The sequence below is a fragment of the Vibrio sp. Scap24 genome, from assembly GCF_013394185.1.
Lineage (GTDB): Bacteria > Pseudomonadota > Gammaproteobacteria > Enterobacterales > Vibrionaceae > Vibrio > Vibrio pomeroyi.
Map to the genome: position 1 here is coordinate 1,424,652 of NZ_CP041333.1, position 14,436 is coordinate 1,439,087.

Sequence of the window (14,436 nt, forward strand, 5' to 3'; positions counted from 1 at the left end):
ATGATTGTAAATATCAATTTATGGTTGTATCAACACTATTTGAATTCGTTCAGATTACTCTTTACCGAATACGTTGTTTTCTTGCTCTTGTACACGGATGAAAGTCGTACGCTTAGTTAGCTCTTTAAGCTTCGCTGCGCCTACGTATGTACAAGTTGAACGCACACCGCCAAGGATGTCAGAAATTGTGTTGTGAACAGAGCCACGGAACGGTAGAAGTACAGTTTTACCTTCCGCAGCACGGTACTTAGCAACACCACCTGAGTGCTTGTCCATAGCCGACTGTGAAGACATGCCGTAGAACTTCATGTATTGCTTACCGTCTTGCTCTACAACTTCACCGCCTGACTCAGAGTGGCCAGCTAGCATGCCGCCTAGCATTACGAAGTCAGCACCGCCGCCGAACGCTTTAGATACGTCACCCGCACATGAACAGCCACCGTCACCGATGATCATGCCGCCAAGGCCGTGTGCCGCGTCGCCACATTCGATGATTGCAGAAAGTTGAGGGTAACCTACACCTGTTTTAACACGAGTAGTACAAACCGAACCAGGGCCGATACCAACCTTAACGATGTCTGCGCCCGCTAGGATTAGTTCTTCAACCATGTCACCTGTTACAACGTTACCAGCAGAGATAACTTTGTTCGGGAATTCTGCACGTACTTTTTGTACGTACTCAACTAGGTGCTCTGAGTAGCCGTTAGCGATATCAATACAGATAAATACGAAGTCTTCGCTAAGTGCCATGATTTGCTTTGTTTTCTCAAACTCAGCTTCAGATGTACCTGTTGATACAAATACGTTGTTCAGTGTTTTCTTGTCTGCTGTTTTAGCGAACTCAGCCCACTGCTCTACTGTGTAGTGCTTGTGTACTGCAGTCATAACACCGTGCTCTGCTAGAGCAGCTGCCATTTCAAAGCTTGCTACCGAATCCATGTTAGCTGCAATTACTGGAGTACCAGACCATTGACGACCGCTATGCTTGAATGTAAAATCGCGGGTTAATTCAACTTGAGAACGGCTTTTAAGGGTAGAACGCTTCGGACGGAAGAGTACATCTTTGAAACCTAACTTAAGTTCTTGTTCGATACGCATGGTGTTTTCCTTGATTCATAAAATTATGTGTCTCTCGCGAAATGCGTAGTAAAACCGTTGGCAGACGAGTTTACTTTTCTTCGGACACAAAAAAACCGGAGCGTTGGCAGACGCTCCGGTTTTCAGCATTATAGGTCGTGATTTAGTAACAGCAAGTCTGATATTTCATTTTTTTTTATGCTATCCTCTCGAAGATTCCATATCTGGTAAAACCTCCCAAGTAACACTTTCCCACTAAATTCTTACTAATTAATAACTTAGCGAACCAATCACGCAAACGCTGTCGGTTTATTGCGCAATCGTTTTCCTCTCTTTTTCATACAATATCGACTTCATTGAGCAAATATGTGAAGAAAGTGCCTCGAGATCACATAAAAATCACACTTTTCTCCAACAAAAAAATGCCTTTTTTCTTAAATAAATTCGATTTTTTTCCAAATTATTTCTGCTTTCGAACAAATTCAGCAAACTCATCGTGCTGTTGGCTAGCATCAAGTAGGAAAAATACACCTCGATCAACTCAATCTTGAGGGCAATGTTCATTTGGTTTCGAAAATTCAAAGTTCGCCCTCTATTAAAAGCTATCTAAAACAACAAAATTTATAAACCACCAACAGCCGAGATCATGCTTCTTTGTCGTCTGGTGGTTCAGTCAATCGAGATTCTTGAGGAAAAAGGTTCGAACAAAGAGAGTTCGTCGAGGTGATGAAGTGAGTAAAGGATGGCAATTTTCAGTAAGCAGACGAAAAAGATCGAAACCTTTAAGGTCAATTGAAGAATAGAAAGCAAAAAAATGGCTAAGGTGATTCACCTTAGCCATTTTTATTCGATGTTTAGATTACTCTTTCAAAGCTATTAAACCAACGCCTAGAAGATGTATTAGCCCTTTTGAGACATCAAGGCTTCTGCCGTTGCATCCTGAATAGACAGGAACAGTGAGGTAACTTGGCCTGTTGGTGAACGCATTGGGTTAAGCGTCACGTTCTGATACATGAAGTCGGCTTGTTGGGTTACAGGCCTAACATTACGACACTTAAACAGATAAGGCCTTTGTTGCCATGTGATGAAGCTACGACAGCCTAAATCATAAACGGGCTTAGTTTTAAGCCTAAACCACTCTTCAGGGATCTCAGGGAACAGTTCAAAGATAGACTTACCAATAGCGTCATGCGATTGCTTACCGCTATGGTGCGTCATGAAGCCATTCCAAACTTGCACCTGAAAGTCACGGTTAATGACCACCAGCCCCATATCGACGTTTTGAACCATGTCCACCATCCAGTGAAACTGTTCAAATTCGGCAGGAAGATTCAGCATATTAAAACTCCTCCATTAGGTAGGCCAATTTGTTGTCTAGAAGAGGCAGAGATTCGTCAACGAACATAAACAGAAGGTCACAACGGATGGAAGTGCCATCAATGTTATAACTGACTTCGAAGGTCATGGTTTTCTTGAACGAGCCACTGGTATTCTCAATCACAGAATCAATCGAGATGTGTTGCCCAAGCAGAACTGGCGAACTCTGGAAGAAACGAACTTCCGACTGCTCCCCTAGCCCGTTAAGGAATGAGCCAACGAGAATATTTGACACATCCATCAGCAGTTCTAGTTCTTCAAGCTGTTCGCTTTCGGTTGGCACCTTCATGAGCTTTTTAAGATCGCTCACGCTGGAGTCGCTCAATAATACTAATGCTTCACCTGCGATGCCTTCTCCGCTGAAGCCTTGGCAAACACCCGATACTTGGTCGTTGTCTGCGAGGTCACGAAGTGCCATGTGCAATTCACTCACTTCGAAGATGTTTACGTTCGGCAATGGTAAGTGAACAAATACATTAAAGTGGCGCGCCAATGCATCGGCTGCACGGCCTATCGCAACGTTCGCGACTTCCATATAGATGTCACGTCGGCGAAGTATTGGGAGTTCTAAAGGCGAAGGCGTAATGAGTTGAGGCTGTTTTGGCGGCTCTACATGCTCACGTAAAATTGCTTTTAACGCTTCTTTATCAATCGGCTTTTGCAAAAACGCTTTAGCACCGAGGTCCATGACCTTCTGCTGCGCTTTTGGTTGGATATCACCAGAAACAACCACAACAGGTGTGGTATCACCTAAACGTTGCATCTCTTCCAATGTGCCATAGCCATCTAATTCCGGCATGGTGAGGTCGAGGAACATCAGTTTGAACTGGTTTTGAGCGAGCTCTTCAAGTGCATTAAGCCCATGAACAGCAAAAGTTATATCTGCATTTAGAGAACTAGGCAGTGATCGAGCCATCTGCTTCCGTGCTAACGCAGAATCATCACATATAAGAACTGGGAACGACATAACTGCACCACCGACAAATTAAAGCTAATTCGGACGAGTGTAACAGATCATTATGGTATCAGGTACGGGGTGAATGGATTTATGTGTAGATTATTAGTAAGAATGATGAAACAAGTGGGTAAGCTATTATCTCGCATTATTCTTTATGAAAAACAATATGCTACAAAGACAATAGCAACTCAATATTATTGAGTATTAGCACTATTTTATTAAATGGTAGCCTTAATAAGTGGGTTTATTAAGGCTCAGTTTACTCATGCATTTATCGCTTCGATATATCCAACACGTGAGAGCTAATGCTAGGTGTCTTATACATCAAAGCAAATACAAAAAAGCTAGAACTGGTAGGTAGGCCATAGGATCAACAATGCAAAACGGATAATTACGGCAAAAACCAATAAAGCGATACCGAGTCGGTACCATTTGTATTCCGCAATATTCATTGGGATACGCTTGTAAAACATCGTAATCACGCCTTTCCAATCACTACTGCGTCTTCCGTACTGCATCATGCTCGTCAAAACAAACAGTGCACCAAGCACTAGCATCCCTTTTTCAGCCCAGAACAATCCAACTTCCATTTGTGTAATCCTTGATAAAACGGTGAGCAACTCAAATCATTCTAGTCACCTTTGCGCTCGGTTTCTGTAAGACCAAGGTCTATAGCGATCCTTCATTCATCTCGAATTAACCTATCTCTCAAGCTGATAAATCATCGAAATTTTCAAAGAACTAATCAGATAAACAAACACTTAGTTACAAAATCAGAAAGGTAAATCGTTTTGATTTCAATTTGAACTTTTATAATCGAAAGTTCATTAAGAGGATGAACTCATGAAATTACTAAAACGATCGTTTTGTGCTTTAAGTGCATCAGCACTACTTATGGCTCCCCTTGCATTCGCATCAAATACACAACACCCAATGCCAGCGCTCAACCCGATCCAGATGGTCATAGCTTCGATGGACTTAGCGGCAGAGCAGCAAGCTGAAATATTCCGTTTAGTAGACGAGTATCAGTCAAACCGCTCTCCCGCTGACATTGATCGTGCGCTGGAGGTTAAAAGACAGCAAATACGCATCGTAACGCAACCAGACTTTGATGAGTCTGAACTTGAAGCCATCATTGATTCAGTCCAAGCAGAAGAGAAAGCTATTGCTATGGATGACATGCGTTTGAAAAACAAGATATACAATGTTCTAACGAACGAACAAAAAAATAGGTTCAAAGCCTCAATGAAGTTCATGCTCAATGGCTATTAACCACCTCAAAGAATCCCACATTTAAAAACGAAAAAGCCGCAGTCTGAACTGACCCCCAATAGTTGGACACCAATTATTGGGGGTCTTTTTATGTCCAAATATAGCCGAGAGCTAAAATGTATCATTGCTAAGCAATACTTAGATGGCACGTCATCTCTCTACTTAGCAAAACAATATTCAATTTCTTCAAGACAGATACGGTATTGGGCTCAAGTCTTTGCCATCCATGGTACTGGTTCATTTTTACCAACTAACCATGCGGCTACTGCTCAGACAAAACGAAAAGCATTGAATTTAATGTGGACGAATGAATGGTCTCTCACGCACACTAGCGCAGTATTAAACCTCTCATCCCCTGGGATACTCTCAGTCTGGCTCAAACGATTTAATGAGCTCGGTATCAAAGGGCTCAAAATGCGCCAGAAAGGAAGACCCTCAATGAAACAGCAACCTCAACGTACCACTAAGCCTGATGATGAAATGACACTTGAGGAGCTAAAAGAGGAGTTGGTCTACTTGCGAACCGAGAATGCCGTTCTAAAAAAGTTGGAAGAGTTGGAGCAGGAAAAAAACCGTCGAACAAAGAAAAAGCGGTCATAGCTCTAACTCTTAAAAGCAAGTACCCGTTAAAGCACTTGCTGCACACTCTACAGCTGGCAAAAAGTGTCTTTTATTATCAGGCTCAAACGAGCAAGCGCCCAAATAACTACGAACGTGAGCTGCGGTTGATAAAGTCAATTTATCATGAACATAAGGGGCGATACGGCTACCGCCGCATTCACTTGGAACTAAAAAATCAGGGGTTCGTGCTTAATCACAAAACGGTTCAAAGGCTTATGACTCAGCTCAACCTTAAATCGACGGTCAGGATTAAAAAGTATCGTTCATATCGAGGAGAGTCTGGAACAGCAGCTCCTAACGTGCTTGAAAGAGATTTTAGTGCGACTCAACCCGATGAAAAATGGGTAACTGATGTCACGGAGTTCAAAGTAAAAGAGCAGAAAGTATACTTGTCTCCCGTTGTCGACTTGTTTACTCAGGAAGTGGTTGCTTATAGAGTGGCTAAAAATGCCTGCTGCCGCTTGTCACGGATATGCTGACGGAAGCCATATCAAAGCTTAAACCCAACTCAAAGCCAATTATACATAGCGATCAAGGTTGGCAATATCGCCATCGACAGTATCAAAAAAAGGTAGCGGAGAGTGGGTTAACACAAAGCATGTCGAGAAAAGGTAACTGCTTGGATAATGCGGTTGCTGAAAACTTTTTTGCTTTACTCAAAACAGAGATGTATCACAACCAAAGCTTTGAAGATGCAGATGCTCTGATAGAGCAAATCAAAGAATACATCGAGTACTACAATACCAAACGTATAAAAGTGAAACTAAAAGGCCTGACTCCGATAGAATATCGAACTCAGGCCTTGAAAGCCGCTTAACAGAAATGTCCAACTTTACGGGGTCACTTCAGTCGTTATGATGACTGCGGCTTTTCGTTATCAACTAGCTTAAGAGTAAGCTGAACAATCTAAGTCTGGTGTCTTGCTGCTCTTGTTTAGCACGACCATCAAATGGATAAGCAGCAGAATACCGGTCACACCCAAACCAACGCCGATTCCACCCCAGATCCCTGCTAGCTCGAATTTTGGCATCAAGTACCAAGCAGCAGGCAGGCCAAACATCCAGTAACCAATGGCTGTCATCACCGTTGGCATAGAGACAATCTTCATCCCTCTTAGCAGGTTAATCGCCAACAATTGCCAAGCATCAACAATAAAGCACAGAGCGACAACCCAGATAACTGAAGCCAATAGCGATGTCATTGCGCCAGTGCCGTCATCCAACTTGAAGATAGAAGCGATCATTTCAGGCCATAGGATGAATACGGCAGACAAAGCGACACTCAACACTGACACTAATATAAAGCTTTGAATCGAGGTTCTTTTGATGCCTTCGTAGTTGCCTGCGCCATAATCACGGCCTACTAAAATTGCGGCAGCTTGCGAAAAACCGAAGTTGAAGTTCCACGTAAAGCTTAAGCATTGCAGCAAGATTTGATGCAGCGCTAAAGAGGCAATACTGATCGTCCCTGCCATCAAAGTGCCACCGTAAATCAAGCCGTGTTCAAGCAAGGCAGCTAAGCCTATAGGTAAACCCATTAACAACAAAGGGCTCATCAGCTTGATGGAGTACTCTTCGGTATTTAGCCAAGGGGCGAACTGTTTGAACTCGTCACGTTTAAACACCCAAACCGTGTATCCAACCATCACGATAAATGCCGCGATAGCCGTGCCTAAACCCAAGCCAGTTAGTCCCATATCTAACTGGAACGTGAGGAAGTAACTCACTGGTACATTCAAAATCACAGTGATAATCGACATGACGAGAATAGAACGCACATTACCAAACGCACTGGTTAAGCCACGCAGTACCAATAAGATAAGCGAAGGCAACATCACCCATTTTAGAGCGTGTACATATTCCATCGCTAAGGTGATCACTTCTTGAGGTTGTTTAGCCGCTTCCAACACCAGCGGAGCAAACCAGAAACTCGCCATTAAGGTCACGCTGAGCACGAACGCCAGCATGGTTGCGCCTTTCACCGCCAATCTGATTTGTGTATTACCAAACTCTGGGCGAGCCACGCGCTGGCCATAAGCAATAGCGATCAGGTTCGCGACACAACCGACTGTGCTACTCGCAATAATAAAGATGAAGAAGTAAATAGAGGCACCTAAGCCACCAGCCGCAAGGGCTGACACGCTGATTCGCGACATCATCCAAACATCAGTAAGGACTAAAGCCATAGATATCAGCTGTGAAATGATCAAAGGGAATGCAAGAGTAAGTATTTTTTTCATGAGCGCCTCAGTTAATTTCGCCCAAAATACGATCGATGGGGCTGGCGTTCAATTGATAAATTTGCGACTCTAACATTCCAAAAACTCATGCGAATGAATTATGACCCCATATCCTAGCTTGCCATCCTCCCATAATGGCTTAAAAGCCTTCGAAGCGGCTGCAAGGCTGATGAGCTTTACGTTGGCTGCCGATGAGCTCAACGTGACACAGAGTGCGATCAGCCGCCAGATCAAACAGCTTGAAGATGAGCTGAACGCATCTTTGATCATTCGTAAGCATCGAGCGATTGAATTAACGGTGCAAGGTCATGATTTGTATGCCGCTTTGCGTGAAAGCTACGGCAATATCGAATCGGTTATCGCCTCTTGGAGTGAGCCGAAACAGAAACGCATAGTGATCAAAGCAACCCTGAGTTTCGCTACGCGCGTGTTGATCTCTAAGGTTCGTGAATTAAACGAGCGTTACCCAGATTACGAGATCGTGATCGTTCCCGTGATTGAAGAAGATGAAGCCATTAACAGCAGTGAGTATGACCTGTTGATCTTCCACACTCGATTCAAAAAACGCTATGACAACGCGCCTGACATCACTTTCTTGCGTGAAGAGTTCATGGCTCCAGTGTGCTCCACGAGCTTAACGAATGCTGTTGGTTTGACTAAGAAAGATACCGACCTCGATTCGATCTTAACCATGCCACGGCTGCACCCGACCTTAGATCACCATGATTGGAAAGTATGGCTAGCTGATGTCGAATCGCCACCGAAAAAGCCCGTCAGAAATACCAGCTTCTTGTCTTTGGATATGGCGCTCAGTGCGTGCTTATCTGGTGAAGGCGTCACGGTGACGGATCTGCTTTTGGTTTTGCAGGATCTGCAACGCGGTTTCTTATATTGCCCAGAGAATGCCAAGATCCAGAACAGTGCTTGGACCTATTTCATCCACCAGCGCACTCACTCACCTGTGATCAGTGGTTTGATTGATTGGCTTAAAATAGAGACAGCGAAAGAGATCGAATTGTTGAAAGCACTATCCCACCAAAATCATTGGTCTGGTGTTATCCAAGATCATTAAGGGATCTGTGCCTAAGAATTAAAAATCGCATTAACCTTATCATTTATAACGTTTATTTATCGATACGAATGACCTATCTTACGCCCTATGAACCAGTACACAGATACTGGCATCTATTCGTAGGAGAAAGTCATGGAACAACAGCGTCTAAAAGTTGCGATTATCGGTGCGGGACTGAATGGTTTAGCACTCGCATTATCACTGCGTAAATTTGGTATTAAAGCTCGAATATACGAGAAAGCCGAGCAACCGCGTACTGACGGTACGGGCATCATCATGTGGCCAGAGGGCATGCAAGTGCTTGCGGCATTAGTGGGTGTCGATAAAGTAAAAGCTGCGTGTAACCAAGTCGATACTATTTCGACCTTAACGGCGACGGGATTGCCCATCAACACGCTCAACATGAGTGACTCGCCCAGCAAAGCCAACGCACCTATTGGTTTGTTTCACCGCAGCCGTTTATACCAACTGCTGTTGAATGAATTAGGCGATGACTGCATCGCAACAAACCAACACTGCACAGTAAACCAAGACAACGAACAACCGCAGATTCTTATTAATGGCGAACCACTTGACGCGGATATTATTGTCGGTGCCGACGGTGTGTTCTCTCAAGTAAGAAAGTTTGTCGCACCCGATGTGTCTCTGAGACAGCCGAACGTTTACTGCTGCCGCGGTGAGATTGATTTCAAAGCGCCTGAGATCAGCGATGACGAGTGTTATGTATTCGCAGGCGATAAGTCTCGTATCGTCACTTACACTTATGACCGAGAAACCCAAGGTAAATACTGGTTTGCTGCGTGCGCTGTTGAAGAAGGTGAAACGCTTTCTAAGCAAACCGTGTTAGAGCAGTTCGCTCACTATCCGAGTTATTTACTGGATATGATTCGAGATACACCAGAATCGAAGATCTTGCCTTCTCCCCTTACTGATGTTGCACCATTTGATACTTGGTATCGTGATAATGCCGTTTTACTCGGTGATTCATGTTGCGCTGTGTTACCGACCATGGGTATCGGTTTCAGCTTGGGCATCGAGAACGCTTATGTGCTAGCACAGAGCATTGCTTCGAACTTTGAAGGCACAGAGCAAGCTTTTAAACGCTACCAACAGCGTGCTCAACAACGATCTCACGAACTGCAAAATATCACGCACAGACTCAGTGAACTGACTTATAAAGATGAGTTCAACCCAGTTGAGGTCGCAGAGCTTTACCAACAGTTTGCTATCACGAATAGCCGTTCTCCTTTTTAATGGCTTGATTCGCTAGCAATGCTTTCTCTACTAGAAAAGCCGCAATATTCACTGCGGCTTTTTAGGTTATTGGGTCAGCTCTCTAGCTACAACTGATACTGTAGCTTAAACAGACACTACAGCTTAAACATACGCGCACTGCGTGGTGGTAAGTTGAAGGTGTGATAACGAGAAGTCACGGTTTCTGTCGCGCTGCTTAATACGTCTTTGTATTGAACATGCCAATTGAACTCATGTTGGTAGGTATCGACCGTCACACCACGCGTTTCGCCACATTTGTTAATACCCACAACACCTTCTTTGCCACGCTTGAACAACAAAGTACACTGGTCGCTCGAAATCATGGTCATTGTTTTACCTTGCATCGCGTTATGGAAGCTCAACATGTTTTTCATTGTCGAACTGTTCCACACATTACCCCAACGGCCGTTATCCTTGTCTTCAGAATCAGGAAGATCATCACTGTAGATCAACGGCGTGCCACCGTCTTTACCAAGGATATACGCATAAGCAAGCTGCTCATCTTGTGGATCCATTATTTGGTAACGGAAGCCGTCATTAGTTGGAATATCATGTGTGATAGCGAAAGTGATTGAGCGACTATCATCCAAAGCTTGTCCGTACGCTTGTGGATCATGCAGTTGGTTTAAACCGCCACTCATAGAGAAGGCTGATCGAATTGAAGCAAACAGCGGGAAATCGTACGCAGAATGATTGGTGTTGTTCAAGTAAGGCGCTAAGAACGACTCATAACCACTGTTCCCTGCCCCGCCACTGGTAATCACCTCGCCAAACACATGCATGTTCGCGGTGATCTCAGGCGTAAACACTTGATCGATTTGGTACTGGCTCATGTGCTTCACTGCGTCAATACGGAAACCTTTGATGCCCATGTCTTTTAACGCTTTCAAATATAAACCTTGTTGTGAAACCACCCAGTTATTTGGGTCTAGGTCTGGAAGACCTACATCGCCATCAGCGCCACACAAGCGCCAGTATTGAACATGACCCGGGTCGTTCCAGTCAGTAATGCAACCTGCAGCATGGAAATCGTTAGCCGAGACAAAACCTTGCGCTAAGTTGCCAAACAAAGTCTGGTCAGCATAGTAGCTTGAACGGCTGGCATAATCATTGAGCACTTCTGTTCCAGGGTAGTCCAAGTCACTTCGTTTCCAGCTTTCATTCGCCATGTGGTTGAGTACGACATCAGCGTAAACATCAACACCCACATCTTTTAGTGCGGTGATCATTGCGGCCAAATCTTGTTTATTCCCCAGCGGAGAATCAATAGTACGCAAATCTTGTGGTTGATAACGCGCCCACCATTGGCTGCCGCTGGATTTCATTGCCGGAGCAACCAACACTTTCTTGTAGCCCGCTTCGGCTATTTGGTTGGCATTGGCTGTTACGTCTGAGTACTTCCAGTTGAAAGCATGCAAAATGGTGTCAGCGTAAGTCGCTGAACTAAAAGAGCAAAGCGCGAGCGTGGATATGAGTAGGGTATTTATTGGTTTCATAGAACATATCTCTCATTATAAATTCACAAGAATGATATGAGCGATAGAGACAATTAAAACGACCGATAAATCAGAGTTGAATTAGCGTCACCTTCTGTTGATGTTGATTTTATAAAATTGAGCTATAGCCGATATTATGTGGGACAAAATGTGATGTGCGTTTTATGGGGTTGTACAGGTATGCGTAAAGAGTAGAAATGAGAATTAATTGAATCAAGTTGACGAGAACAGGACAAAGACTTTGGTCGCCTCTCCTAAACTAAGCTATCATTCCTTTTCCCTCAACCGATTGATATTTTTATGCCTTCTTTCTCTTTTTCAATGATCCCTGTTGGGGTTCGATTCATGATCCTTTCTGCTTTTGGATTCGCACTGATGTCAGCTTGTGTGAAATACATCAGCAACTACGGCATACCTGTATTTGAAATTGTTGCAGCGAGGGCGTTGGTGTCTTTGATCATCAGCTACATCGACGTAAAACGAAAAGGCATTTCTATCTGGGGTAATAACAAACCTCTGTTGTTCGTTCGAGGCGCAGTCGGCACTGCTGCACTGATGTGTGTTTACTACGCTGTGACCACTCTACCGCTAGCAGAAGCGACCATCCTACAATACGTGCATCCCGTATTTACGGCATTGCTCGGTGTGTTATTCCTGAAAGAACGCGTCCAAAAGTCGACCATGATCTGCATTGCATTCTGCCTTGCGGGATTATTAGTGATGGTACAACCAAGCATGAACAGCGGCGCGAGCAGCGAACTGCCTTTGTTCAGCATTATGGTGGCGTTATGTGGCGCGTTTGGTAGCTCAATCGCTTATGTGATTGTGAGAAAGCTGAGCCAAACGGAAGACAGCTCTGTCATCATCTTCTACTTCCCACTGGTTGCCCTACCGATCTCTACAGCCCTTATCTGGAACGACTTTGTGTGGCCAAGCCTATTCTTAACTGTGATGCTTGTACTCGTTGGTATTTTCACTCAAATCGGCCAATACGGTTTAACCAAGGCAATGCAGACACAAGCAGCGGGCAAAGCTTCGGCTTACTCTTACGTTCAGATTGTCTTTTCGGCGCTGTTAGGCGTGTGGATCTTTAATGAAATCCCATCGGTTTGGACTTATCTAGGTGGTGGCCTGATTGTCACTGGCGCACTCATTAACGTGTTTGGTAAACAACTGTTAGTGCCGTTCAAGGCTAAATAAGTAACCCTCTCAATATCAGCTAATAAATAGAATCTAAAAGGGCATTGCGGAATATTCCACAATGCCCTTTTTCATTTATTCCTACTTATTCCGCTAGCTTGTAGCATTACGCAGTTTGGGATCATCACTCAGATATTCAACGAACTCGATTTCAAAGCCTGCCGGATCCACAAAGTAGACATTTTTACGGTAAGGTTCTTCAGCGCCGGGTTTAGCAATCGGGAAGCCCGCATCGATAAGACGTTGAGTGACGCTTTCGATATTATTAGTCACATAAGCAAAGTGCGCGAGACCAACCGAGTGCCCTGCTAAATCTCTATTTTCACCCTCTCCGTGATCACTCAATGCGATGTATTGGTACTCGTCACCAAAATGCAGCCAGTTACGTGGCTTGCCTGACCATTCGCCTTTTCCTTCATCACGAACGTACCAGTGTGGAAACGCCGCTTTATAGAAAGTCAGCATTTCAGGGATGTCCTTAACGACTAAATTCACATGTTCAAGTTGGATCATTCTTCTCTCCTTAAAGTATTCTCGTAAGCAACGTTGCATATCCTAATACCTCAAGTTAAGTTGAGGTAAAGCACTAATTTGCATTTATTTCGAGAACGTTTTTAGAGCCCAAATTGTCGTATTTTGAAGCGATACCAACCCTAAGTTTAGACGACCTTCCCTAATGTGGTTTATTTGGAATCCAGAATGAAATAGAGACTGGTCGCTATGGTTTAGGCGGAGTAACCTCAACTTCTAAAGCGGCTCGCTCTCTCCACTTGAAAACCTTCTTCCATTTAATCGGCATCATAGGAATAACGATGAGGCTAATGCCCACCAGCGTCAGGATGTCTGGAATCTCATCAAACCACATAACACCAAACAGTGTCACGAACACCAACCCGGAATATTCGGCAAGCGCAATTTGGTTGGCAGGGGCTTTTTTGTAAGCCACCACCACAAGCGCATGGTATCCAAGTACGAACAAGTTGATTGCCATGATCCAACCCACATGATGCCATTCAATCGCAGACCAAGTTGGTAGTGCAAATGCCAGTGCGAGTGGCAGAGTCATAATGCTGGTCCAGAACAGAGTAGAGATAATGTGTTGCTCTGCGTTCAGGCGTTTGATCAAGATGTTACCCACGCCCATCGCAAGCGCACTGCCTAGCCCAGCAATCGCTGCCCAGTGAAATTGCTCTGGGCGTAATACGATCAACACGCCCACAAAACCAATTAAGGTCGCGATCACTTTTGAAGATGTCGGCCTTTCTTTCAACAGCACTATCGACAAAGGCAGCATAAGGATTGGTCCAACATAGAACATCGCGTTTGCTGTCGCCAAAGTAAGGTGTGTAATGGCGATCATCGCGCAGCCACTCCCCACCAAGATAAATTGAGCCCTTAAGAAGTTGATACGGCAGCCGCCTTGCATACGCGTTTCTCTCGGCAACTTTAACCAAAATGGAAGCAGCAAGATCACGCTCAATAGCTGACGGATAAACACATACTGGAACGTAGGGACTTCGCCATTCAGTATCTTCAACGATACATCTGAAAAGGACGCAAGTAGGTTTGCGAGCACCAAAAGCAAAATGGCGTGGTTAACAGCTTTATTCATACAGAAGGAAGATTACACATTTGTCATACAATTATGGGCGCACATCATACATGAGAATTTGAAATGTGTAATAGCAAAATTACGAAGGCTCAGATTAATGCAATTTTGAATTAAACCTCGATAAACAAATTACGGCTCTTCGCTCAATATTTAGTCACGTTAATATTCTCTTATTGACTGATACATCAAGTTACAAATCGCTTTCATAGTAACCAAGAACACTGATCTGGGTTAATA

Annotated in this window: 15 protein-coding genes; 7 read left to right on the top strand and 8 right to left on the bottom strand. The window is 44.1% G+C overall.

What is annotated here, in order from left to right:
* Window positions 1-54 precede the first annotated feature (54 nt).
* The 4 genes from FLM53_RS21755 to FLM53_RS21770 all read right to left on the bottom strand — a co-directional run bounded on the left by FLM53_RS21755 (window position 55) and on the right by FLM53_RS21770 (window position 4,002).
* Complete coding sequence (locus tag FLM53_RS21755; protein WP_048659894.1) at window positions 55-1,098, bottom strand: GMP reductase; 1,044 nt, start codon at window positions 1,096-1,098, stop codon at window positions 55-57.
* Window positions 1,099-1,977: 879 nt separating this feature from the next.
* Window positions 1,978-2,415, bottom strand: a complete 438-nt coding sequence (locus FLM53_RS21760; protein ID WP_017058076.1) for a PAS domain-containing protein — start codon at window positions 2,413-2,415, stop codon at window positions 1,978-1,980.
* A gap of 1 nt (window position 2,416) precedes the next feature.
* A complete protein-coding gene (locus FLM53_RS21765) occupies window positions 2,417-3,421 on the bottom strand; it encodes a response regulator (RefSeq protein ID WP_010430576.1) in 1,005 nt (334 codons plus the stop codon).
* 335 nt (window positions 3,422-3,756) lie between these two features.
* On the bottom strand, window positions 3,757-4,002 hold the full coding sequence (locus tag FLM53_RS21770; RefSeq protein ID WP_017630837.1) for a hypothetical protein: 246 nt from the start codon (window positions 4,000-4,002) through the stop codon (window positions 3,757-3,759).
* Between the two features lie 253 nt (window positions 4,003-4,255).
* On the opposite strand from FLM53_RS21770, the gene FLM53_RS21775 reads away from it, so the two are divergent.
* The 4 genes from FLM53_RS21775 to FLM53_RS24090 all read left to right on the top strand — a co-directional run bounded on the left by FLM53_RS21775 (window position 4,256) and on the right by FLM53_RS24090 (window position 6,122).
* A complete protein-coding gene (locus FLM53_RS21775) occupies window positions 4,256-4,684 on the top strand; it encodes a Spy/CpxP family protein refolding chaperone (protein WP_176679434.1) in 429 nt (142 codons plus the stop codon).
* A 90-nt stretch (window positions 4,685-4,774) separates the two neighbouring features.
* On the top strand, window positions 4,775-5,284 hold the full coding sequence (locus FLM53_RS21780) for a helix-turn-helix domain-containing protein (RefSeq protein WP_176679433.1): 510 nt from the start codon (window positions 4,775-4,777) through the stop codon (window positions 5,282-5,284).
* Complete coding sequence (locus FLM53_RS24195; RefSeq protein WP_370779740.1) at window positions 5,281-5,784, top strand: IS3 family transposase; 504 nt, start codon at window positions 5,281-5,283, stop codon at window positions 5,782-5,784. The genes FLM53_RS21780 and FLM53_RS24195 overlap by 4 nt, the downstream gene beginning before the upstream one ends.
* Window positions 5,778-6,122, top strand: coding sequence for an IS3 family transposase (locus FLM53_RS24090; RefSeq protein ID WP_256099316.1), 345 nt, complete (start codon window positions 5,778-5,780; stop codon window positions 6,120-6,122). Before FLM53_RS24195 ends, FLM53_RS24090 begins: the two co-directional genes overlap by 7 nt.
* 69 nt (window positions 6,123-6,191) lie before the next feature.
* Here the strand turns inward: FLM53_RS24090 and FLM53_RS21795 are convergent, their stop codons facing one another.
* The gene (locus FLM53_RS21795) at window positions 6,192-7,544 is read right to left on the bottom strand and encodes an MATE family efflux transporter (RefSeq protein WP_176679432.1); all 1,353 of its coding nucleotides are present in this window, start codon (window positions 7,542-7,544) and stop codon (window positions 6,192-6,194) included.
* A 100-nt stretch (window positions 7,545-7,644) separates the two neighbouring features.
* Here FLM53_RS21795 and FLM53_RS21800 point away from each other — a divergent pair, with 100 nt between their 5' ends.
* Together FLM53_RS21800 and FLM53_RS21805 are read left to right on the top strand one after the other, a co-directional pair.
* On the top strand, window positions 7,645-8,616 hold the full coding sequence (locus FLM53_RS21800) for a LysR family transcriptional regulator (protein ID WP_176679431.1): 972 nt from the start codon (window positions 7,645-7,647) through the stop codon (window positions 8,614-8,616).
* Between the two features lie 132 nt (window positions 8,617-8,748).
* Window positions 8,749-9,870, top strand: coding sequence for an NAD(P)/FAD-dependent oxidoreductase (locus FLM53_RS21805; RefSeq protein ID WP_176679430.1), 1,122 nt, complete (start codon window positions 8,749-8,751; stop codon window positions 9,868-9,870).
* A gap of 116 nt (window positions 9,871-9,986) precedes the next feature.
* Here FLM53_RS21805 and FLM53_RS21810 read toward each other — a convergent pair whose 3' ends face one another.
* A complete protein-coding gene (locus tag FLM53_RS21810; RefSeq protein ID WP_176679429.1) occupies window positions 9,987-11,387 on the bottom strand; it encodes an alpha-amylase family protein in 1,401 nt (466 codons plus the stop codon).
* Between the two features lie 300 nt (window positions 11,388-11,687).
* Between FLM53_RS21810 and FLM53_RS21815 the strand changes: the two genes are divergently transcribed.
* Window positions 11,688-12,587 (top strand): DMT family transporter, encoded by a 900-nt coding sequence (locus tag FLM53_RS21815; RefSeq protein WP_081090052.1) that lies wholly within the window; start codon window positions 11,688-11,690, stop codon window positions 12,585-12,587.
* 93 nt (window positions 12,588-12,680) lie between these two features.
* On the opposite strand, the gene FLM53_RS21820 is transcribed toward FLM53_RS21815, so the two are convergent.
* Window positions 12,681-13,100: a VOC family protein gene (locus tag FLM53_RS21820; RefSeq protein WP_017065925.1), complete on the bottom strand. Its 420-nt coding sequence runs from the start codon at window positions 13,098-13,100 to the stop codon at window positions 12,681-12,683.
* Between the two features lie 205 nt (window positions 13,101-13,305).
* Window positions 13,306-14,199, bottom strand: a complete 894-nt coding sequence (locus FLM53_RS21825) for a DMT family transporter (RefSeq protein WP_176679428.1) — start codon at window positions 14,197-14,199, stop codon at window positions 13,306-13,308.
* Between the last annotated feature and the right edge of the window lie 237 nt (window positions 14,200-14,436).